This window comes from Salibacter sp., assembly GCF_031581065.1.
In the GTDB taxonomy this organism is placed as follows: Bacteria; Bacteroidota; Bacteroidia; order Flavobacteriales_G; family Salibacteraceae; genus Salibacter.
Genome location: NZ_JAVLBN010000001.1, coordinates 16,357 through 36,834, shown reverse-complemented (window position 1 = coordinate 36,834; position 20,478 = coordinate 16,357). Strand labels below are relative to the sequence as shown.

Sequence of the window (20,478 nt, the reverse complement as noted above, 5' to 3'; positions counted from 1 at the left end):
CATTACATCGCAACATGACGAGAGTCATTTTCTGGGATGAATTGTTGTGAGAAATTTGCAGCGCAATGTCCAATCCAAATCCTCATACCAAAGCGACTTGCTACCATTGCGGTGGTCCGTGTGATACCGGAGTGATCCACGCTCACGACAAAACATTTTGTTGTGAGGGATGCAAGATGGTTTTTGAACTTCTCGATGAAAATGAGATGTGTGCTTATTACGATTTGGATGAAAATCCGGGTATTCGCATCAATTCAGATTTAGGGGAGAAGTATAAATTCCTCGACAACGAAGAAGTTGCCGGGAGTTTACTCGATTTTCACGAGGAGGAGATAGCCAAAGTCACATTCTACGTTCCCAAGATTCATTGTAGTTCGTGTATTTGGTTACTCGAACACTTAAACCGACTCGATTCTTCAGTTATTCGGTCTCAGGTTAACTTTTTAAAGAAAGAAGTTTACGTCACGTTCAATGCTGAGGAAGGATCGCTGAGAGGTTTGGTTGAACTGTTGGCTACGATAGGTTATGAGCCGGCTATCAATTTGGGATCTGACCAAAAAAAGAAAAAGACGATTGGCAAAGCTTTTTACTATAAATTAGGTGTTGCCGGATTTGCTTTTGGAAATATCATGCTGCTCAGCTTTCCCGAGTATTTATCGATAAACGACATCGTTGATGATCAATATCAAAAACTTTTCGGGTACTTGAATTTTGCGCTCGCATTGCCTGTTTTCCTGTATAGTGCATCAGATTATTACAAATCGGCATACAGGGCGCTAAAGGGAAAGTTCGTCAATATTGATTTACCTATTAGTATTGGGATTATTGCCTTATTTTTACGGAGTACAGCTGAGATTGTGATAGGTACTGGAGTGGGCTTCATGGATTCATTTGCCATGTTTGTTTTCCTGTTGCTCGTGGGTAAATGGTATCAGGAATACACTTACCAGGCACTTTCATTTGAGCGAGATTACAAGAGTTATTTTCCCATTGCTGTTTCCAAAATTGTAGATGGAGTAAAAGAGATTATTCCGCTTAAAAATGTGATGGTTGGAGATATTTTGGAAATCAAAAACAAAGAACTGATTCCGGCCGATTCCGTTTTAACGAGCGATGAGGCACGAATCGATTACAGCTTTGTGACGGGAGAATCTCAACCTGTACACAAACATAAGGGTGATAAGCTGTTTGCCGGAGGCAGGCAAATGGGAGCTTCTATTGAAGTGGAGACGATCAAGCCCGTTTCGCAAAGTTACCTGACTAATTTGTGGAACCAGGAGGCTTTTCAAAAGGCCGAAACGCCTATCAACAGTATCGTCAACAGGATGAGTCGTTACTTTACGATTGGTGTGCTCATTTTAGCGACAATCACTTTTGTCATTTGGCTATTCCTTGACTCAGCAAGCGCTGTACAGGTTTTTACTTCAGTTTTGATTGTGGCCTGTCCGTGTGCTTTGGCTCTGACCGTTCCCTTTACATTCGGCAATGCCATGCGCATTTTGGGTAAGAACGGACTCTTCCTCAAAAACACTGATGCGATTGAGAAAATGGCTTATTCTGATACGCTCATCTTTGACAAAACCGGAACCATCACGCTCAGCAAAAATGCCACAGTCGTTTACGATGGTAAGCCACTCAACGATGAGGTTAAAAGATGGGTTTATTCACTCACGAATCAATCGAATCATCCCGTAAGTAAAGCAATTACAAACTCTTTACAGTCAGATCCCGTTCCAATCCAGTATTTTGAGGAGTACGAAGGCAAAGGGATTGAAGCCAAAATAGATGGTCACCATTTTTTGCTCGGCAAGTCGAGCTGGGTTCAACAGTCAGAACCGGAAAAAGCATTGTCGACAGAGAGCTATCTCGCGGTTGACGGAACAGTACTGGGGAAATTCACGCTTCAAAAAGAGTTTAGACCGGGACTGAATACTCTCCTCACCAGATTGAAAGGTCAATTTAAGATGTTCCTGTTATCAGGTGATAACGAGGCTGAAATGGAGAGAGTAGAGCCGTATTTTGAAGATCGAAAGCACATGCAGTTCAACCAATCCCCTGAAGAAAAGCTGGAGTTTGTATCAACTCTTCAAAAACAAGGAAAAAAGGCTGTGATGGTAGGAGATGGACTCAACGATGCCGGAGCCCTCAAAAAAGCTGATGTTGGTATAGCTGTAGCTGAGGATGTGTATCAATTTTCACCGGCTTGTGACGGAATTTTAGATGCTTCTTCTTTCAGCTATTTAGACACCTATTTACACTTCAGTAAAAAGGCCCTGCGAATCGTAAAAATCAGTTTTGGGATCTCGATTGCTTATAATACCATCGGGATGTTTTTTGCCGTACAGGGCTTGTTGACGCCTATACTTGCCGCAGTTCTAATGCCGCTCAGTTCTATTACAGTAGTAGCTTTCACGACAATTGCCACAAGATGGGCGGGAAGGCTTATTGGTTCTGACCAGTAGGTCCTTATTTTTTGCATAAATTAAAACTGACGAAAGTCATATTTTGCTGTGATTGCACTCATTTTTTTTACCTTTCAAGATCTTCACTTTTGTTAAGTAATCTTAAAATAGAAGATATGAGTGTAATTTATCTCTTAATAGGAATCAGTTTGCTAGCCGCATTGGGCTTTTTAGCAGCATTTCTTTGGAGTATAAAAACGGGTCAATACGAAGACGATTACACCCCGGGTGTGCGCATTTTATTTGATGATATAAAGGAGAAAAAAACAAAAAACAAATAATCAAATCATTATCCGATGGCCGAAGACAATGTAAATAAAGCAGCTGAGGACAAAAAAGAAGTCAGTACTGATGCTGCTGATGTTAAGCGCAAGGTGGAAGGGAATTCTGCCAAATTGGAAACGTTTGAGTACGATAACGATATAGTAAGAAAATTCGCTATCGCAACTCTGGTTTTTGGGATTGTGGGAATGTTAGTTGGTTTGACAGCAGCTCTGGAGTTTGTGTTTCCTGAGATCAATGCTGGAATTCCATACATAACATTTGGTCGAATAAGACCACTCCACACGAATGCAATCATTTTTGCATTTGTGGGGAACTCCATTTTTACGGGAGTCTATTACTCCATGCCTCGTTTGCTCAAAACTCCTATGTGGAGTAAAAAGCTTTCGAATTTTAACTTTTGGGGATGGCAGGCGATCATTTTAGCTGCTGCTATCACGCTCCCATTAGGCTTTAACTCTAGTAAAGAGTACGCTGAACTCGAGTGGCCAATCGACATTGCAATAGCAGTTGTTTGGGTAGCATTTGGGGTGAACATGTTCATGACAATCCTAAACAGGAGAGAGCGTCACCTGTACGTTGCTATTTGGTTTTACATCTCTACATTTTTAACAGTTGCAATGCTTCACATTGTCAACAACCTCGAACTTCCTGTAAGTGCGTTTAAGTCTTACAGTATTTTCGCAGGTGTTCAGGATGCGCTGGTTCAGTGGTGGTACGGACACAATGCTGTGGCCTTCTTCCTCACCACGCCAATTTTGGGGCTGATGTACTACTTCGTTCCAAAAGCAGCAAACCGTCCTGTTTACTCATATCGATTATCGATCATCCACTTTTGGGCGCTCATCTTCATTTATATATGGGCAGGTCCGCACCACTTGTTATACACAGCACTTCCTGATTGGGCTCAATCACTGGGAACCGTATTTAGTATTATGCTCATCTTCCCGTCATGGGGTGGTATGCTCAACGGACTATTAACACTTCGCGGTGCCTGGGATAGGGTGAGAGAAGATCCTGTTTTGAAGTTCTTTGTTGTGGCAATTACAGCTTATGGTATGAGTACATTTGAAGGTCCGATGCTTTCAACTCGCTCATTGAACGCGATTGCTCACTATACAGATTGGATTCCGGCTCACGTTCACATCGGAGGTCTCGGATGGAATGGTTTCATGGCATTTGGTATGCTTTACTGGTTGTTCCCTAAAATGTGGGGCGGCAAACTGTGGAGTACTAAAATGGCGAATGCTCACTTCTGGATCGGAACATTGGGTATTCTATTTTGGGCACTACCAATGTACTGGGCCGGCTGGACACAGGCATCTATGTGGAAGCAATTTACTGATGAAGGAATTTTGGCTTACCCCAACTTCCTGGAAACAGTTACGCAGCTAGCACCGATGTACGGGTTGAGAGCAATTGGTGGTACGTTGTACTTAACAGGAGCTATTTTAGGTGTTATCAATCTTTGGAAAACAGCTCAAAAAGGCTCTTTCATTAAAACAGAAACAGCTCAGGCTCCTGCATTACCTAAGAAATATAAAAAGCCAAAAGGTGAATACTGGCACAGATGGATTGAAAGACGTCCTGTTCAGTTCTTCATCCTTTCTCTTGTAGCTGTTGTGATTGGCGGTGTAATTGAAATGGTTCCTACTTTCCTTGTGAAAAGTAATGTCCCAACAATTGCCAGCGTAAAACCTTACACACCTCTTGAGATAGAGGGACGTGACATCTATATCAGAGAAGGCTGCAACAACTGCCACTCTCAAATGATTCGTCCTTTTAGATCAGAAGTGGTTCGCTACGGAGACTATTCAAAAGCCGGAGAATACGTTTACGACCACCCACACCTTTGGGGATCTAAACGTACCGGTCCTGATCTTCACAGATTGGGTGACAAGTATCCTGATTCATGGCACTATCGTCACATGCTGGATCCGGAGTTGACATCACCAGGTTCAATAATGCCACCATATCCGTGGCTGTTTGAGAACGACCTTGATGTAAGCGATACTCCTGATAAGATTGAAGCGATGCAAACTCTTGGAGTTCCTTATGAAGAAGGTTACTCTCAGCAAGCAGTAAACGACCTCAACAGGCAGGCTAAAGAAATAGCGAGCGGACTTACCGAAGAAGGTTATGAGGTTGCACATGATAAAGAAATAATAGCAATGATCGCTTACTTACAGAGACTGGGAACTGATATTAAAGCTCAGGATCAACAAAACGAAGAATAAGATATTGGTTTGTGAAATAGGATTTGAAGGGTGTATCAATAGGCGTTTTAAAAAATGTAACGAGAGACAATAAAAAACTTAAATAATTATAAATAAGCTATTTAAATTTAAATAACTCACCTTTTAATACCGAAAAATCCAGCATTTTTCGGTATTGATACACTCTCCTCTTCCAAAACAAAAAAATTATGCTAAAATTCATCAAACAACACATGTCATCAATTACAGATATTGAGATATTTCCATTGATCTCGTTTTTGATCTTTTTCTCAGTATTTGTGGGATTCATAATTTATGTGATTACAATGCGTAAAAGCACAGCAGAGGAATGTGCGAATATCCCGATCAACGATGAACCTAATCAATAACTCCTGAAAAACATTTAAAATGAAAGGTCTACAAATAAATACGGTATTGAAAAAAGCCCTTTTTGCAGGTAGCTTTTTATTACCCCTTGCAACAATTGCCCAGGAAGCAGAGCAAAAAGTTGAATCTGCAGGGTTGTCTGATACATGGAAGTTGTACATCCTTATCGGGATGATCGCTTTTCAAATTATCTTACTTTTCACAATAGGAAACATCATTCGAAATTTGACAGGAAGCAAAAAGCTTTGGACATCTGCATTGACAGGTAAAAAAGCAACAGGTGTTGTAACTATAGGTTTTATCTTTTCATCATTTTCTGCATTTACACAGGATAATGATCAGAGCCCTTTTTACCTCGACAGCGGTTTGGAAAATCTCTTGTTAACGCTCAACGGTTTTCTATTGCTCTGTATTCTCATTCTCCTCGCTATGTTGAGATCTTTGATCAGAACCCTCACTACAGCAAAAGAGGGTGTTGAAGCAATTGCCGAGAAAGAGAGTGCATGGAGTAAACTCATGCAAAAACTCACTGATAGCGTTCCGGTTGAAGAGGAAGAAGAAGTTATGACCGACCACAATTACGATGGAATTGTAGAGCTTGACAATAATCTGCCACCATGGTGGCTTGCCGGATTTTACATTACAATTGTAGCGGCAGTGGTTTATATCGGTTACTACCATGTGTATCTCGATGGAAATATGCAAGAACGCGAGTTCAAAGCTGAAATGGCTAAAGCTGAAAAACAGAAAGAAGCTTACCTGGCCAGCCTTGAAAACCAGGTAGATGAGTCTAATGTAACAATGCTTGAAGATAAATCTGCACTCGCTGAAGGAAAATCTATTTACGATGCAAACTGTGTTGCCTGTCACGGTAATCAGGGTCAGGGCGGTGTAGGACCAAACCTCACAGATAAGTACTGGCTGCACGGTGGAAGCATCAAAGATGTTTTTAAAACAATTAAGTATGGTGTCACTTCAAAAGGAATGATTGCCTGGGAAGATCAATTGACACCTCCTCAAATGCAAAAAGTTGCCAGCTACGTGAAAACGTTTGAAGGAACAAATCCTCCAAACCAAAAGGAACCTCAGGGTGAGATTTGGGAACCGGAGGTTGATGATTCCGGCTCTGACAGTGAAACTGAAACCGACACTGAAAAAGGTGACGAAGACACTGAGGATGAGTCTGGATCTGACCAAAAGGATGATGTAGCTGCGCTATAGAATAGGATTATGGGATTAGCTGAAGAAGTGAATAGAGATGCGTTTAGAGACAGCATCGCCACGGTAGATGAAGAAGGAAAAAGAAACTGGATTTACCCCAAGAAACCAAAAGGGAGATTTTACAAATGGAGAAGTTATGTCAGCTATGTATTGCTCGCATTCTTTTTTTCTGCACCGTTCATTAAAATAGGTGGGGAACCGCTCCTGATGCTAAATGTCATTGACCGAAAGTTTGTCTTCTTTGGACAAATATTTTGGCCACAGGATTTTTATCTATTCGTGATCGGGATGATAACCATGATCGTGTTTATCATCCTTTTCACCGTTATTTACGGCCGGCTTTTTTGTGGCTGGGTGTGCCCGCAAACAATCTTCATGGAAATGGTTTTCCGCAAGATTGAATACTGGATTGAAGGCGACTTCCGCAAACAGCGCAAGCTCGATCAAATGAAGTGGAACGGTGAAAAGATCAGGAAGAAAACGCTCAAGCATGCGATCTTTTTCGGATTGTCATTCATCATTTCCAACCTCTTTTTGATTTATATAATTGGCGATCATGACTGGTTTAGTTTGGTAAGTGATAGCCCTAAAGAACACGTTGGTGGTCTCACATCAATGGTCATCTTTACCGGTGTTTTTTACGGTGTTTTCGCCAAATTCAGAGAGCAGGTTTGTACAGTTGTTTGCCCTTACGGTAGATTGCAGGGTGTACTCCTCGACAGCAAATCAATTGTTGTGGCTTACGACTTTGTTCGTGGTGAAAAACGAGGCAGATTTAAAAGAAGAGAAGATCGTGAAGAACAGGGGAAAGGTGATTGTATCGATTGCCACGCCTGTGTGGATGTTTGTCCAACCGGTATTGACATTAGAAACGGTACTCAGCTGGAATGTATCAACTGTACAGCGTGTATTGACGCTTGTGATGCGATAATGGATAAAGTTGGCTTTGACCGCGGACTCATCCGATATGCGTCTGAAGAAAACATTCGCGAGAAAAAAGAATTTACGTTTACTAGCAGAATGTTCGCTTATACAGGCGTCCTCGGTGTTTTAGTGGGTGTTTTATTAATGCTTTTCGCTTTCAGAACCGATGCCGAAGCTACGATCCTCCGCGCACCGGGTACCATTTATCAGGAAACCGAAGATGGCAGACTGAGCAACCTATACCAGTATAAAGTGATCAACAAAACGAACGAAGAATTACCCATCAATTTTCAAATAGAATCAGATCACGGGGAAATCAAAATGGTAGGTAAAGATCTGGTTGTCAAAAAGGGAGAATACATCGAGGGAGCGTTTTTTATCATACTGGATGAAAGCCAGCTCGATGGTATGAAAACAAAAGTTGAGGTTGGCGTATATGGGGGAGGCCGCAGGCTCGATGTCAACACAACATCATTTATTGGTCCAGTTAAATAAGCAGTTATGAAAAAGTTCACATGGGGGCATGGAATTACGATCGTTTTGATAATGATCATGGTAGGCTTTTCTTATGTCCTTTTCATGAGCTTTAACAGAGAGTACGATCTCGTTGCTGAGGACTACTACGCCAAAGAATTGACATTCCAGGATGAAATTGACAAGCGAGAAAATGCACTGAGAGCTGATAAACGTATCGCAACAACGTTTGATAGCGAACACCTCGTTCTCGAATTTATGGGGATAGAAAGTACTCCCGATTCAGGATCGGTGAAATTATTTAGACCTTCGAGTAAGTCATTGGACCTCACTTTTGATATGAAACTCGATACAGCTCAACGCCTATTCATTCCGTTTGAGAAATTGCAAAAAGGGAAATACATCATACAGGCAGACTGGACTGAAAATCAAACAAGTTTTTACGTTGAAGAAACCGTATTTGTGCCATGATTCCGTATTGGACCGCCATATCGCTCGGGCTAATCAGTAGCCTTCATTGCATGGGAATGTGCGGACCAATCGCAATGGCGATACCTGTGAAACGACAATCAAAACTACAGGTAGCCACCGGAGCTGCTATTTACAACGCAGGCAGAATTTCAACTTACATGGTCCTCGGTTTGCTATTTGGGTTGCTCGGAAAAACCTTTTTCACGGCAGGTGTTCAACGTGGAGTGTCCATAGGGTTAGGAATCGTTTTCTTATTGGCGGTCATTATACCGCGCATCACAAATGCTAAAATCCCGCTGGAAAAGACAGCTTACAAAGTCGTTGGTCGACTCATGGGACGTTTCAAGAAACTCTTTAAAACACACTCTGCTGAGTCTGTTTATTCCATTGGCGTACTCAACGGACTTTTACCCTGCGGAATGGTTTACCTCGCACTTGCCGGTGCAATTTCAACCGGTGGTTGGTCTCAAGGTGCAATTTACATGTTGTTTTTTGGAGTGGGAACACTGCCGCTAATGCTATCGGCAACCATGGCCGGCAGTTTGTTTTCAGTTTCGGTCAGAACCAAATTTCGAAAAGCTATTCCGGTTCTGATTGGAGTGATGGGTGTTTTGCTCATTTTGCGTGGCTTAAACCTGGGTATTCCTTATGTGAGTCCTGAAATTGAGTTTGTTAACCCGGCTATTACCCAATGTGACTGACCGGTTTCGGCTCTGACCATGACTACCAACTTTTAGGTATTTTTTAGGTAAATTCAGTCTAAATAAAGCCAAATTGATCTCACCTACGTATATTTGAATGCAATGAAACTTTCAGATTTAAAACAAGGTCAGGAAGCGATTATCACAGAAATTGAAGATAGCGCTGTAACAGAACAGCTCATGGAAATGGGATGCTTGCCCGGTGAATTGGTTGTAATTGAGAATGTTGCGCCAATGGGTGATCCAATTGCTATTTCTGTAGTTGGTTACAAATTCAGTCTTCGTAAAGCTGATGCCGCTAAGGTTGAGGTGAAAATTCCGGCAGGTTATACCAACGCCTGATAAGTGATCAAGCTCGCTACGTAAGCCATTACAGTTAAGTATGAAAACTGTAAAATTGGCCATTTCCAACTATTGGTTTCCCGTTTCGTAATCGCCAGTGTGCTCATGCACTGCATCGCAATCACATAGAAAATCAACAGTGATGAAGCTGTTGGAATACTCATGTATGCTTCGCCCGTTCTGGGGTTGATGCTGTTTTTCATTTTTTCTTTCAGAGCCTGGATATTATCCGCTTCGCCTTCTACACTGTAGAGAATTGACATAGTTCCCACGAAAACTTCACGTGCTGCAAATGAAGTGACAACTGCAATACCAATTCGCCAGTCAAAGCCCAATGGTTGAATGGCCGGCTCAATTGCTCTTCCCATGATTCCTGCATAGGAGTTTTCGAGTTTCTCAGTGTTGCGCATCGTTTCAATGTGCTGAGGAGTATGCTGTTCCGTTTGAGCCATTTTATCGTATTTCTCATCGACCTTTTGCATAGCGTCTCCGGGTCCGAAAGAGGAAAGACCCCACAATAAAATCGAGATAATGAGAATCACTTTTCCGGCTTCAGTAACAAAAGTGTAGCCTTTGTTGATCATGCTCGTCCACACATTTCCCCATCGCGGAGCACGATATGTAGGCAATTCGAGAATAAATGAGCTCTGAACTTTATTCTGCAACACGAGATTGAAAACCCATGCTACACCAATTCCCAGGAGTAATCCCAGCAGGTAGAGACCCAGCATGAACAATCCCTGTAAACTGATAAAGCCAAAGTAGTACTCCTCAGGTACGATAAAGCCCACTAAAAACACATAAACCGGTAAGCGTGCTGAACAACTCATTAGCGGAGTAACCATAATCGTGATCATGCGCTCTTTCCAGTTGTCGATGTTGCGGGCAGCCATAATAGCCGGAATAGCACAGGCAAATCCACTCACCAGCGGAACTACTGATCGCCCGTTCATTCCAACACTACGTAAAAAGCGGTCGTTCATGAAGCTAACGCGAGCCATGTAACCGGTGTCTTCCAGTAATGTCACGAGTCCGAACAGAATCATAATTTGAGGCACAAAAATGACGATACCGCCAATCCCGGCCACAATCCCGTTAGCTAGAAAATCAGTGAGCATATTGGACGGCAATGCATCCATAACAGCTCCTGATAACCAACCAAATGCGTAATCAATCATGTCCATTGGGTAGGCGGCAAAGCTGAAAACTGCCTGGAATAATAGGAAAAAGACCGCTACGAAAATGATAAATCCGTAAACAGGATGTGTCAGGTATTTATCGAGTTTGGCTGTTATAGCTTTTGGTCCGTCACCGGGAGCTACTTCAGCCATCACGAAAGGAAGTATTTTTCCTATCTTCCGGTAACGTTCTGATATTTCGAGGATTTCCTCTTTCTTGGGGTTGATATCGAGATCTGAAAAAGCCCTGTTCAAAGCATTTTGCTTGTCTTCCAGCCAACTGTAGCGATTGATACTTACCGAGAGCTTAAAAGCGCGGTAATCGTGATCGACATTGAGTATATCCTTGAGCAAATCATTGCCCAGTTTCTTCATTTTATCAGACGGACTAAAGAAAGTCACTTTGCCCGGCTGCAACTCATCAATTCTATCTTTTAGTTCGCTAACACCTTCTTTCGATTTGGCGTTTATTGCCATAACAGGCACACCAATTTTTTCTTCTAGCGCTTTGTTGTCGATCGAAACACCACTTTTTTCTGCAATGTCACTCATGTTGAGTGCTACGATAGCCGGAATTCCCAGGTCGATTACCTGTGTCGCGAGAAATAAGTTTCGCTTGAGGTTTGATGCATCAATCACGATGATCACACCATCGGGATGTTCCTGTGCTTCAGGTTGAAACAGAACTTTACAGGCAACATCTTCATCGAGTGACTTTGGGGATAAGCTGTAAATTCCCGGCAGGTCAATTACGCGGTATCCTTTGCCCGAGCTGTCTTTGAACCCTCCAACTTTCTTGTCAACCGTAACTCCGGGGAAATTCCCCACTTTTTGATTCATTCCCGTTAAGGCATTGAAAAGTGATGTTTTTCCGGAGTTTGGATTACCGACAAGCGCTATTTTTTTCTTCCCCTCACTCATTTTGCGGTTGCAAAGGTGGTTTTTCCCACTTACTCCTACAATACCTATTTTTAGTTATTCTAAATAAGACTTATTCGGCTTTTAATAGCTCAAATTGTTCAAAGTGATGTTTGAAGTGCTTGTTGTGAAACACGATCCATTCTGAGTGATCGAGGTTGCCCATCATGGGATGCATCGGTTTTGAGTTGGGGTTGTTGATGAAGTAATCGTCAAATGCTTCCAATCCTTTTTCCAACTTATCAATCGCTTCATCGAGAGACTTAAAACGCAAATCTTTTAGTTTTTGGTCAGAGCCGGGCGTAACGACACCTTTCGGGATTGGCGCCTCACCGTCAATAATCTTCTCCTTTGAAGCGAGGGCTTTATTTTCATCAACCATCAATGGAAGCTCCACTTTACCATTCGACATGATAACAGTTTCGCCAAGATGCTCAACCATGTGATGAGGTGTCATAATGCCGAATACCGGCTTTACAGTTTCATTCAATGATCGCAGTTGATCGATTGCTTTTTTTCTTTCATTATGAATATCAATCGCCATAGCTTGGTATTTTTAAAACAACATCGGATGGTGTTACATCATCTGCATGAGCTGCAAACGAGTGGCTGTTATCCGTTATATGCATGTGTATGTTTGTCGTGTGGTGTGTGAAAACTCCTTTGTGATGATCGCTGTAGAAACCTAAGATAATTCCGTTTAAATCGGTTTTTGTTCCGTGCGGACCAGAAGTCTTGTGTTTGTGGTGGCTGTGCTCTGTGTCGTTTTTGTCCCAGTTGACAACGTGCCAGTCTACCGAGCTGAATTCCCCTTCAACCAAAAACGGAAAGGCAGTAGAAGAGGAGATGCCGTTTTCTTGAACTGTCTTTTGGATGAAGTTTTCCAATTCCTTTTTGGATCTGACCGAAGCGGGAATTTTGATTTCTTTCCATTCTTCAACCTGAGCCCAAACGAGCATGCTCGCTTTGTGGTTGAATGAGCTCTCGACAACTGGTTTTTGATCTTTTTCAAACCCGATGAGCGGTTCGCTATTGAGAATGATGATTTCACCTTTTAGACCTTCTAGCGGACCCAAAGCATAGAGATTCTTTTTGGTTTTGAGAGAGTCTAAACTGAGGTGTGCTGATAGATCGCCTTTTTTCATGGCATTTTTCAGAGCACCTGATGTGTGAACTTCCTGACTGAAGCCGACAATTGAAATTGAGAATAGAAAAATAATGGTTAAAAATCTCATCTCTGCAAATTAAAAAAACTCCCGCTCAAAAGAACGGGAGTTTGTCCAAATGTAATACGAAAAAAGCAAATTTAATCGGTTTTTAACGTATCAATCCATTTCGAACCCTGCATTTTTCCCTGATCGATGGCCGTGTTTCCCCACACATCTTTGATTGTGGGATCACCACCGTTTTTCACAAGGAATTTTGTTATTTGAGGCTGATGAAGGTTCGCAAATTCAAAAAAAACGTTATTCAGTAGAACGAAGAAAACCTATCGTTTAATATCTATGATTAAGTTTAGCATTTTCTTAATGTACTATTGTCATTCAACAACATATTCTATCACTAATCATGTTTACTTCTACTTCAAAAACTGACCGATTTCAAAAACAAGTTCTTATTAATATGGTTACTTTGCCAGTAACTCAACCAGGAAAATTGCATGTATAAAAATACTGCTCGCGCAGCCCTCATCATAATTGCCACGTTGTCAATCGTTGCAGCCTTTCTGTTGCCAAGGGTGACTTTCGATTACGACTTTGAGAGTTTTTTCCCAATCGATGATCCCGATCTCGCCTTCTATAAAGATTACCGCGAAAAGTTTTACCCCGATAACGAGTTTGTACTCATCGCGCTGGAAAAGCAAGATGGTATTTTCAACACAGACTTTTTATCTAAAGTAGATTCATTGACCGATGATTTAAAAAAGACCAACCTGGTTGAGCGCGTACAATCTCCCACGAGTATTAGTCAGGTTGTGATGGGGCCTTTTGGTCCGATCAACGTACCGTATTTACACCCTGATGAACCGGTAAAATATTCCTCAGACTCCACGAGAATTTATCGCAGCGAACACCTCATCGGGTCGTTTTTTAGCGAGGATGCAAAATCGGTGAGTATCTCGTTACAGGCCGAGCCGTACCTCTCAAAAGATCAAAGTGACTCGCTCGTTACCGACATTGATAATGCAGTTGCACAGTACGATTTTGAAGATGTTCACATCGCAGGGCGCATACACGGCCAAAAATATTATATCCAAAAGATGAAAGAGGAAACAGCTTTGTTCATCTCGGCCGGGATTGTTTTACTCATCATCTTTTTAATCATTTCGTTCAGATCCTTTTGGGGCGTGTGGGTACCGCTATCAGTCGTACTCCTTTCCGTTATTTGGGTGGTAGCGCTTATGGTTCTGACCGATAAACCGCTCGATATCATGGCGGTATTGCTGCCAACGATATTGTTTGTAGTAGGAGTGAGTGATGTGGTTCATATCATCACGCGATACCTGGAAGAGTTGAGGCTGGGTAAAACTAAAATCGAAGCGCTCAAAGTGGCATTTAAGCAAGTTGGGCTGGCGACCTTCCTCACTTCACTGACTACGGCTGTTGGTTTTTTGACTTTACTTACTGCTAACATCCAGCCGATAAGAGACTTTGGTGTTTACACGGCAATCGGGGTGTTTATTGCTTTTATACTCGCCTTTACGCTGTTGCCGTCAATCTTGATTTTACGCAAAAAGCCGACTCTCCCATCAACGCTCAAGTCGAATTTTTGGAGAAAGTACATGCACATGGCTTTTGGTTGGATGTTGAGCCATCAAAAACTGATTGTGGGTTTATCTGCTGTTGTGTTAGTGCTTGCCGGAGTGGGTATTTCGCAAATGCGCGTTGATAATTATCTGCTCGAAGATTTGGCTGAGGATGATCCGCACAGGCAGGATTTTGAATTTTTTGAAAAACATTACAGCGGTGTGCGTCCGTTTGAGATGGCGCTTTTTGTTACTGATTCATCTAAAACAGTTTTCGATTACGAAGCTGTTCAGGAATTTCAAAAGGTTGAGAATTACCTGAAAGATCAGTATGATATCGGTTTTTCGTTTTCACCACTCACTTATGTGAAAATGGCCAACCAGGCTTTGAATGGTGGTAATCCGGATGCTTATAAGGTTCCGACCGAAAAAGAATACACACGGGTGAAGCAGCTGATCGATAAGTTTAAAGACCGCGAGCAGTTCAACTATTTTGTGACTGAGGACTTGAAAGAAGCCAGGTTCAGCGGGAAAATACGCGATTTGGGTGGTCACGTTCTTCTCCAAAAAAATGCTGAAATGCGCGAAGAGTTACCTGCAAAGATCGATACGTCTGTAGTGGATTTCAGGCTAACAGGAATGGGGTTGTTGGTTGACAAGAGCAACAAAACGTTGGCGTCAAATATGCTTTACGGATTGCTGATCGCTTTTGGGGTAATCGCGCTTATTATGGGTGTTTTGTTCAGATCCGTTCCCGTCATCATTGCGACATTAATTCCGAATGTTATGCCGTTGCTCATCATAGCCGGAATCATGGGATTTGCCGATATCGACCTCAAGGTAACGACAAGCATCATTTTTACAATTGCTTTTGGAATTGCTGTGGATGATACTATTCACTACATGAGTAAAGTAAACCTGGAATTGCGGAACGGAAAATCGATTCTGTACGCGCTCAAGTCTGCATCTATCACTACCGGAAAGGCGATAACAGTAACATCACTTATTCTTATTAGCGGATTCATTAGTTTGATCCTGAGTACTTTTGCGAGTACTTACTATGTTGGGTTACTCGTGAGTATCACGCTCCTTTTTGCAGTCATCGCTGATCTTTTTCTGCTCCCTGTTTTGTTGATGATTGTTTACAAATGGAAGAAAAAGAAATAGGTTTGAAGTAAGTATAAATTTTAAAGCCCGGATATCGAGCGTAGTCGAGATATGGCTAGAGGAATGCCAATTGCAGATCGAAATCTTAAATACTATTCATTAGCCACAAAGTCACAAAGAGCACTAAGAATAGACTTTGTGACCTGGTGCCTTTGTGGCAGCTACTGATAAGCAATTCAGATTCCTACATCTCTTTCTCAGTAACAACTCCGTTATTCACATACTCTTTTTTTACCGTTGCATCACCTTGCTCGTTGTAATAGATCCACCAGTTGATTTTCATGTAAACACCTGTAGCGGTATTGAATTTCATTTCACCTTCAGCTTTTAGTGTACCGTCTTTGTAGTATTCCTTTTTGGAGTAAAGCATTTTGCGCTTTTTCTCCAGTTCCAGTACAAACTGGTGCTGACCGTCTTTATAAAAAGATTCCTGGATTTCGTAATACTGGTAGTTGCGGTCATATTCTTCATTGAACTCTACCTGTCCGCTCGGGTAGTAATCTGTCCACTCGATTGGGTTTCCTTTAAAATAAGTTACTTCAGATTTTGGGTTGCCATTGGGATAATACTTGGCGATCTTGCACTTGACCGGACTAACACGTTTGAAGTCGCGCTCTACTGTTCCGTCAGGATAGTAGTTTTTGAAAGTCACAAGCTGACCTTCAGTGTAATATCCTTTGTGGAGGAGCTCTCCGTTTTTGTAGTGATCTTCAATTTGTTCGTTACAGGGCGAGCCGCTACACATGCGTTGTTCTTCGCCTCCCAGAAAGCTGTTGTAGCGTTTGTAGTATTCAATTCCATATTTAGAATCAATGCTATCGGCAGTGAAGTTTTGGGGTTGAGCGAATGCAGCACAGGAAAATGTGATGAAGATAAGCGTGAATAGATTTCTCATAATTAATAGGATTTAACACATCCGAAAACTACGAGAAATTTCGGTTTTGTGAAAGGGCATTTTAAATCATCCTTAGATTTTTGCATCAAGGCAAAAGGACAAACTCAATTATATCGCTGACTGATGAGACGAGGCCTACGAATTAAAATTTAGGATTGTTGTTTAATTAAGGATCGCTTGAGCGGATAGGTCCAGGCCCTGGTCAAGGTCAAGGCCGAGGTCTAGATCCATTCAAATAATGTTGTGGAATTATTGGATGTTTAAGTTGATAAGGACCCCGTTCCTTTCGTCACGAGCTTATAGTGCTGAACGCAAGCGTCAGTAGGTCTGAGTTCAACTAAGCTTTGGCTGGGTCCAAAGTCTAAGATTCACTAGCTCAAGAACGAAATTGGAAATATGTTATTCGCGGGGCTTAAAACTCGACCTGCATCTTAATGGTACTTCATTGCTTCATGGTTCCGTTAACTTTTCTAAAGTTCAAAACTTTAGAAAAGTTTTTTAATGAACAGATTTTCAATAAAGTATCACTTGTATTTTCGGTTTCTACCTACCTGAAATGAAAAAACTTTTGTGATCAGAATAACTCGCTACCTCCTGATTACAATCGTATCAGATACATCCACATCGGCAGCGTAAAAGTAACCCAAAGCTCTTTCCTCATCGCTGTTTTCTTTGATGATGTTTCCCACAATTTGTGCCGGTGGAGCTGCAAAGGGACCGCCACTTGCGCTCTGCTGACTCAGTTGAAAAAGGAAGTCGTAATACGAATTTGTTATGCCTAATTGCTCAATGTAAACTTCTATTTCGTTATTAGCGTTCGCTCTCTGATCAAATTCTTCCTGATCAAGGACATACATCAATGCCTCTTCTATGTATTCATCATCAACAAAGTCGTCATTAAAAAATGTGAGGTCATCAGGCTGGTTTTGATAATTACCGTTTAAGTACGTTTTCCATTGGTAATTGTCTCCCTTACCGGGCAATTCCTGGGCATTGATGTAAACGCTGTATGTGGAGTCGAAGAAATCAGTCAATTTTTCTTTTTTGTAGTAGATGGAATCAACTTCGCTCACCTGACGAATAGTTTCCGGTTCTGACCGAAAACTTTCACCACTTTCTGTTTCAATTTCAATGTGGTAGCTGTTTCCAACTACTGCCTGATGAAGAATTTGAAAGCGATTTGTAGAGTCAACAAAAACAAAATTCCCAATGTAAGCTTCGTTCTCGTAAAACCTGATTGTAGCATTTTTCTCTGCTTCGTAGTCAGGGAATTGCGGATTGAAATAATCAGTTGTGCGACTCAGGCGAACTGTTTGAACGCTGTCTGATGTGAGAACGCGACCATCAACCACGAGTGCATCTTCTTTTTCATCGATGTCGAGATCCACAACATCTGTACAGGCTGTAAAGCCAATTGTCAGAACCGCGAATATGATACTCAGTTTTTTCATCATGGCTTAAAATTCAAAGTTAAAGGTTACCGCAGGCACCGGAATACCGATAATTGCTAAGCGCACTGCCTCGCTTTGTAATGGATTGTTTTCGCTTTGCTGGAAGTAAATGGAATAGGGGTTTTTCCTGCCATAAGTATTGTAAACTCCAAAGGTTAAGCTGTAACTGAATTTATCAGATATTGACTCTGGGTTTAGAGTAGCCGATAAATCTAACCTGTGGTAAGCCGGTAGTCGTTCATTATTTCTGTTTTTGAAATTGGGAATGAGCTTGCCGTCATAGTAGTATTTGCCCATCGGGTAGGTAATGGGTCTGCCTGTTTGGAAAGTAAAGTTGGCAGCAACACTCCATTTTTTGGAGATATCGTAATTGGCAACTACTGTTACATCATGCGTTTTGTCCCAGTTTGATGAGTACCATTCTCCGTTATTGATGCCGTTTTTGGCCTCAGTGTAATCGCCAACCTGGTAGCCTTCAACTTTTTGTTGAGTGCGTGACAGTGTATAGCTGACCCACCCAGTAAAGTCCCCTTTTTTCTTTTCCACCATAAATTCCAATCCGAATGATCTTCCTCTACCGGATAAAAACTCATTTTCAACTGTTTCATTCAGAATCAGCTCAGCCCCGTTTTTGTAATCGAGCAGGTCGTACATCCATTTTCCGTAAACTTCAGTACTCACTTCGTATGTGTTGTTTTTGAAATTCCTGAAATAACCTACTACAACCTGATCGGCTTTGGCAGGTTTTACGTATTCTCCTGCCGGTTTCCACACATCCAGCGGAGTAGCTGCCGTGGTGTTTGAAACCAAATGCAAGTATTGTCTCGTGCGCATGTAGCTCGCTTTTACCGAACTCACAGGTGATACGAGGATGTTTGCTCCAAATCGCGGCTCAAATCCACCGTAATCGGCAATGACTTCGTTTTGATCGTAACTTTCAGATCCGATTATATCCGCGTCATTTGTTGGTCTGCCGTAGCGATAAACGTTTACGTCCCTCTTACCGAGGTTGAAAAAGTGCGAGTAACGCAATCCGTATTTGAGTGTCACGATTTCGCCAACCTTTTGTTCGTTGCTGGCATAGATTGCAGGTTCAAGAGCATATTCGGTCGGAACCACAATTTCACTGGTAAAGGACTCGCCACTAGCCTCGGCCTGTCCCGGTTCAAAGATGTAGTACATCCCGTTTACACCAAACTTAACCGTGTTTTTAGGGTTGAGGTAGTAAGTGAAATCTGCTTTGAAATTGGTGTTTTGAATGTTCGATTGCCAGTCGAAACTCTGTCCGCCCTGGTCTGCTCCAAGTGAGTAAGAATAGTTACTGTAGAAGGCTGTGAAATTGGAAAAGAGCTTTTCAGAAAAGAGGTGGTTCCAACGAGCAGTAAACGATGAGTTTCCCCATCCGGCTCTGAAGAAATCACCAAAACTGAAGATGTCTCTACCAAAATACCCCGATAAAAATATACGGTTGTTTTCGTTGACTTTCCAGTTGACTTTGGCGTTGAGGTCGTAGAAGTAAGCTGTGTTATCGGCCAATTCATCATCCAGTTTGAGGAAGAGGTCGGCATAGGAACGCCTTCCTGATACGAGGAAGCTGACTTTGTCTTTCGCGATGGGGCCTTCTAATGTAAGTCTTGAAAACAGTGCCCCAATTCCGCCTTTTCCTTTGAACTCGCGCATGTTCCCTTCACGCTGGCGCACATCGAGAACACTTGAGAGTCGGCCACCGTAACGGGCCGGAATTCCACCTTTGTAAAGTGTTGCGTCTTTAATCGCATCGGGATTAAAGGTGGAGAAAAACCCGAATAGGTGAGAGGAGTTGAAAATGGGTGCTTCATCGAGTAGGATGAGGTTCTGATCGATATTACCGCCTCGCACGTTAAATCCGGTTGCACCTTCGCCTACGGTAGAGACTCCGGGCCTGAGCTGAATACTTTTAATAACATCAGCTTCACCGAGTAACTGCGGAATCTTTTGGATTTTATCCATGGTGAGCTTTTCAACGCTCATCTGTACATCTTTCACATTTTGATCTTGTCGCTCTGCCTCAACAACTACTTCCTGCAACTGCTGACTGTTACTTTCCAATTCTACATCGCGCTTGGTATCTTCAGTGAGTTCAATTTCAATGGTTTTCTTTTGATAGCCGAGGTAGGAATACTCGATGTTGTATTTCCCTTTTGGCAGTGTGAGGGAGTAGAAGCCGTACATGTTAGTAGTGGCACCGTTTTTGAGCTGGGTCACATAGACTGTGGCCCCGAGTAGTTCACTACCGCTGGAGGCTTCTTTAACGTATCCTGAGAGGGTGAATTTTTCCTGCGCAAAGGCGAAGAATGGCATCATCAAAAACAGAAGCGCCAGGTTAATCGATTTTTGCATGGTTTAATTTTTCCGGTGCAAGGTGAACAATTGTTTGGGCGCAAAGTTCTCAAAAACCACGTTATGAGCAACAAAAATCGATGATCGGTTTATTGGGGTGATGTGTGGTAGGGGTTATGAATTATGGATGAGGAGTGATGAGTGTTGAGTGATGGATTATGAGTTGGTGAATTGCCACAAAGGCACCAGGGCACTAAGTTTTTTTATAGACTTCGAGAGCTTTGTGTCTGCTTTGCGAGCTTTGTGATACCAGCAGAAGTAACA

16 protein-coding genes are annotated in these 20,478 nt (G+C 42.2%); 10 read left to right on the top strand and 6 right to left on the bottom strand.

All coding sequences use genetic code 11. The features are described 5' to 3' along the window. Nucleotides 1-65: 65 nt before the first annotated feature. The 9 genes from RI557_RS00160 (at nt 66) to RI557_RS00120 (ending at nt 9,480) form a co-directional block, all read left to right on the top strand. Nucleotides 66-2,462, top strand: coding sequence for a heavy metal translocating P-type ATPase metal-binding domain-containing protein (locus RI557_RS00160; RefSeq protein WP_310681302.1), 2,397 nt, complete (start codon nt 66-68; stop codon nt 2,460-2,462). Between the two features lie 116 nt (nt 2,463-2,578). Beyond that, nucleotides 2,579-2,743 carry a cbb3-type cytochrome oxidase assembly protein CcoS gene (ccoS, locus tag RI557_RS00155; protein ID WP_310667877.1) on the top strand — a complete coding sequence of 55 codons (165 nt, stop codon included), beginning with the start codon at nt 2,579-2,581 and terminating at the stop codon, nt 2,741-2,743. Nucleotides 2,744-2,758: 15 nt separating this feature from the next. Continuing rightward, complete coding sequence (gene ccoN, locus RI557_RS00150) at nt 2,759-4,981, top strand: cytochrome-c oxidase, cbb3-type subunit I (protein ID WP_310667876.1); 2,223 nt, start codon at nt 2,759-2,761, stop codon at nt 4,979-4,981. Between the two features lie 188 nt (nt 4,982-5,169). Beyond that, nucleotides 5,170-5,349, top strand: coding sequence for a CcoQ/FixQ family Cbb3-type cytochrome c oxidase assembly chaperone (locus RI557_RS00145; protein WP_310667875.1), 180 nt, complete (start codon nt 5,170-5,172; stop codon nt 5,347-5,349). A gap of 19 nt (nt 5,350-5,368) precedes the next feature. After that, nucleotides 5,369-6,568, top strand: a complete 1,200-nt coding sequence (locus RI557_RS00140; protein WP_310681300.1) for a cbb3-type cytochrome c oxidase N-terminal domain-containing protein — start codon at nt 5,369-5,371, stop codon at nt 6,566-6,568. 9 nt (nt 6,569-6,577) lie between these two features. Then, nucleotides 6,578-7,987, top strand: a complete 1,410-nt coding sequence (gene ccoG / locus RI557_RS00135; RefSeq protein ID WP_310667873.1) for a cytochrome c oxidase accessory protein CcoG — start codon at nt 6,578-6,580, stop codon at nt 7,985-7,987. Nucleotides 7,988-7,993: 6 nt separating this feature from the next. Continuing rightward, nucleotides 7,994-8,437 (top strand): FixH family protein, encoded by a 444-nt coding sequence (locus tag RI557_RS00130; protein WP_310667872.1) that lies wholly within the window; start codon nt 7,994-7,996, stop codon nt 8,435-8,437. Next, entirely contained in the window at nt 8,434-9,138 is a 705-nt protein-coding gene (locus tag RI557_RS00125) for a sulfite exporter TauE/SafE family protein (protein ID WP_310667871.1), read from the top strand. Before RI557_RS00130 ends, RI557_RS00125 begins: the two co-directional genes overlap by 4 nt. Before the next feature lie 102 nt (nt 9,139-9,240). Further along, nucleotides 9,241-9,480, top strand: coding sequence for a ferrous iron transport protein A (locus tag RI557_RS00120; RefSeq protein WP_310667870.1), 240 nt, complete (start codon nt 9,241-9,243; stop codon nt 9,478-9,480). On the opposite strand, the gene feoB is transcribed toward RI557_RS00120, so the two are convergent. The 3 genes from feoB to RI557_RS00105 form a co-directional block, all read right to left on the bottom strand. Then, nucleotides 9,465-11,579: a ferrous iron transport protein B gene (gene feoB, locus RI557_RS00115; protein WP_310681298.1), complete on the bottom strand. Its 2,115-nt coding sequence runs from the start codon at nt 11,577-11,579 to the stop codon at nt 9,465-9,467. The genes RI557_RS00120 and feoB overlap by 16 nt on opposite strands. 70 nt (nt 11,580-11,649) lie before the next feature. Beyond that, the gene (locus RI557_RS00110) at nt 11,650-12,120 is read right to left on the bottom strand and encodes a DUF1569 domain-containing protein (RefSeq protein ID WP_310681296.1); all 471 of its coding nucleotides are present in this window, start codon (nt 12,118-12,120) and stop codon (nt 11,650-11,652) included. Next, nucleotides 12,110-12,811, bottom strand: coding sequence for an acetolactate decarboxylase (locus RI557_RS00105; protein WP_310667867.1), 702 nt, complete (start codon nt 12,809-12,811; stop codon nt 12,110-12,112). Before RI557_RS00105 ends, RI557_RS00110 begins: the two co-directional genes overlap by 11 nt. 425 nt (nt 12,812-13,236) lie before the next feature. On the opposite strand from RI557_RS00105, the gene RI557_RS00100 reads away from it, so the two are divergent. Then, nucleotides 13,237-15,489 carry an MMPL family transporter gene (locus RI557_RS00100; protein WP_310667866.1) on the top strand — a complete coding sequence of 751 codons (2,253 nt, stop codon included), beginning with the start codon at nt 13,237-13,239 and terminating at the stop codon, nt 15,487-15,489. Between the two features lie 184 nt (nt 15,490-15,673). Here RI557_RS00100 and RI557_RS00095 read toward each other — a convergent pair whose 3' ends face one another. From RI557_RS00095 to RI557_RS00085, 3 genes are all read right to left on the bottom strand, one after another. Continuing rightward, nucleotides 15,674-16,384 (bottom strand): hypothetical protein, encoded by a 711-nt coding sequence (locus RI557_RS00095; protein WP_310681294.1) that lies wholly within the window; start codon nt 16,382-16,384, stop codon nt 15,674-15,676. A gap of 587 nt (nt 16,385-16,971) precedes the next feature. Beyond that, nucleotides 16,972-17,838: a DUF4249 domain-containing protein gene (locus RI557_RS00090; RefSeq protein ID WP_310681292.1), complete on the bottom strand. Its 867-nt coding sequence runs from the start codon at nt 17,836-17,838 to the stop codon at nt 16,972-16,974. Nucleotides 17,839-17,841: 3 nt separating this feature from the next. Then, nucleotides 17,842-20,214 carry a TonB-dependent receptor gene (locus RI557_RS00085; RefSeq protein WP_310681290.1) on the bottom strand — a complete coding sequence of 791 codons (2,373 nt, stop codon included), beginning with the start codon at nt 20,212-20,214 and terminating at the stop codon, nt 17,842-17,844. Nucleotides 20,215-20,478 lie beyond the last annotated feature (264 nt).

What these genes read in the sequence shown, in the direction of transcription:
- RI557_RS00110 (WP_310681296.1), bottom strand. Translation starts at nt 12,120, where the DNA reads ATGGCGATTGATATTCATAATGAAAGAAAAAAAGCAATCGATCAACTG.
- RI557_RS00105 (WP_310667867.1), bottom strand. Translation starts at nt 12,811, where the DNA reads ATGAGATTTTTAACCATTATTTTTCTATTCTCAATTTCAATTGTCGGC.
- RI557_RS00120 (WP_310667870.1), top strand. Translation starts at nt 9,241, where the DNA reads ATGAAACTTTCAGATTTAAAACAAGGTCAGGAAGCGATTATCACAGAA.
- RI557_RS00145 (WP_310667875.1), top strand. Translation starts at nt 5,170, where the DNA reads ATGCTAAAATTCATCAAACAACACATGTCATCAATTACAGATATTGAG.
- RI557_RS00140 (WP_310681300.1), top strand. Translation starts at nt 5,369, where the DNA reads ATGAAAGGTCTACAAATAAATACGGTATTGAAAAAAGCCCTTTTTGCA.
- ccoG (WP_310667873.1), top strand. Translation starts at nt 6,578, where the DNA reads ATGGGATTAGCTGAAGAAGTGAATAGAGATGCGTTTAGAGACAGCATC.
- RI557_RS00125 (WP_310667871.1), top strand. Translation starts at nt 8,434, where the DNA reads ATGATTCCGTATTGGACCGCCATATCGCTCGGGCTAATCAGTAGCCTT.
- RI557_RS00085 (WP_310681290.1), bottom strand. Translation starts at nt 20,214, where the DNA reads ATGCAAAAATCGATTAACCTGGCGCTTCTGTTTTTGATGATGCCATTC.
- RI557_RS00130 (WP_310667872.1), top strand. Translation starts at nt 7,994, where the DNA reads ATGAAAAAGTTCACATGGGGGCATGGAATTACGATCGTTTTGATAATG.
- ccoS (WP_310667877.1), top strand. Translation starts at nt 2,579, where the DNA reads ATGAGTGTAATTTATCTCTTAATAGGAATCAGTTTGCTAGCCGCATTG.
- RI557_RS00090 (WP_310681292.1), bottom strand. Translation starts at nt 17,838, where the DNA reads ATGATGAAAAAACTGAGTATCATATTCGCGGTTCTGACAATTGGCTTT.
- feoB (WP_310681298.1), bottom strand. Translation starts at nt 11,579, where the DNA reads ATGAGTGAGGGGAAGAAAAAAATAGCGCTTGTCGGTAATCCAAACTCC.
- RI557_RS00100 (WP_310667866.1), top strand. Translation starts at nt 13,237, where the DNA reads ATGTATAAAAATACTGCTCGCGCAGCCCTCATCATAATTGCCACGTTG.
- RI557_RS00095 (WP_310681294.1), bottom strand. Translation starts at nt 16,384, where the DNA reads ATGAGAAATCTATTCACGCTTATCTTCATCACATTTTCCTGTGCTGCA.
- ccoN (WP_310667876.1), top strand. Translation starts at nt 2,759, where the DNA reads ATGGCCGAAGACAATGTAAATAAAGCAGCTGAGGACAAAAAAGAAGTC.
- RI557_RS00160 (WP_310681302.1), top strand. Translation starts at nt 66, where the DNA reads ATGTCCAATCCAAATCCTCATACCAAAGCGACTTGCTACCATTGCGGT.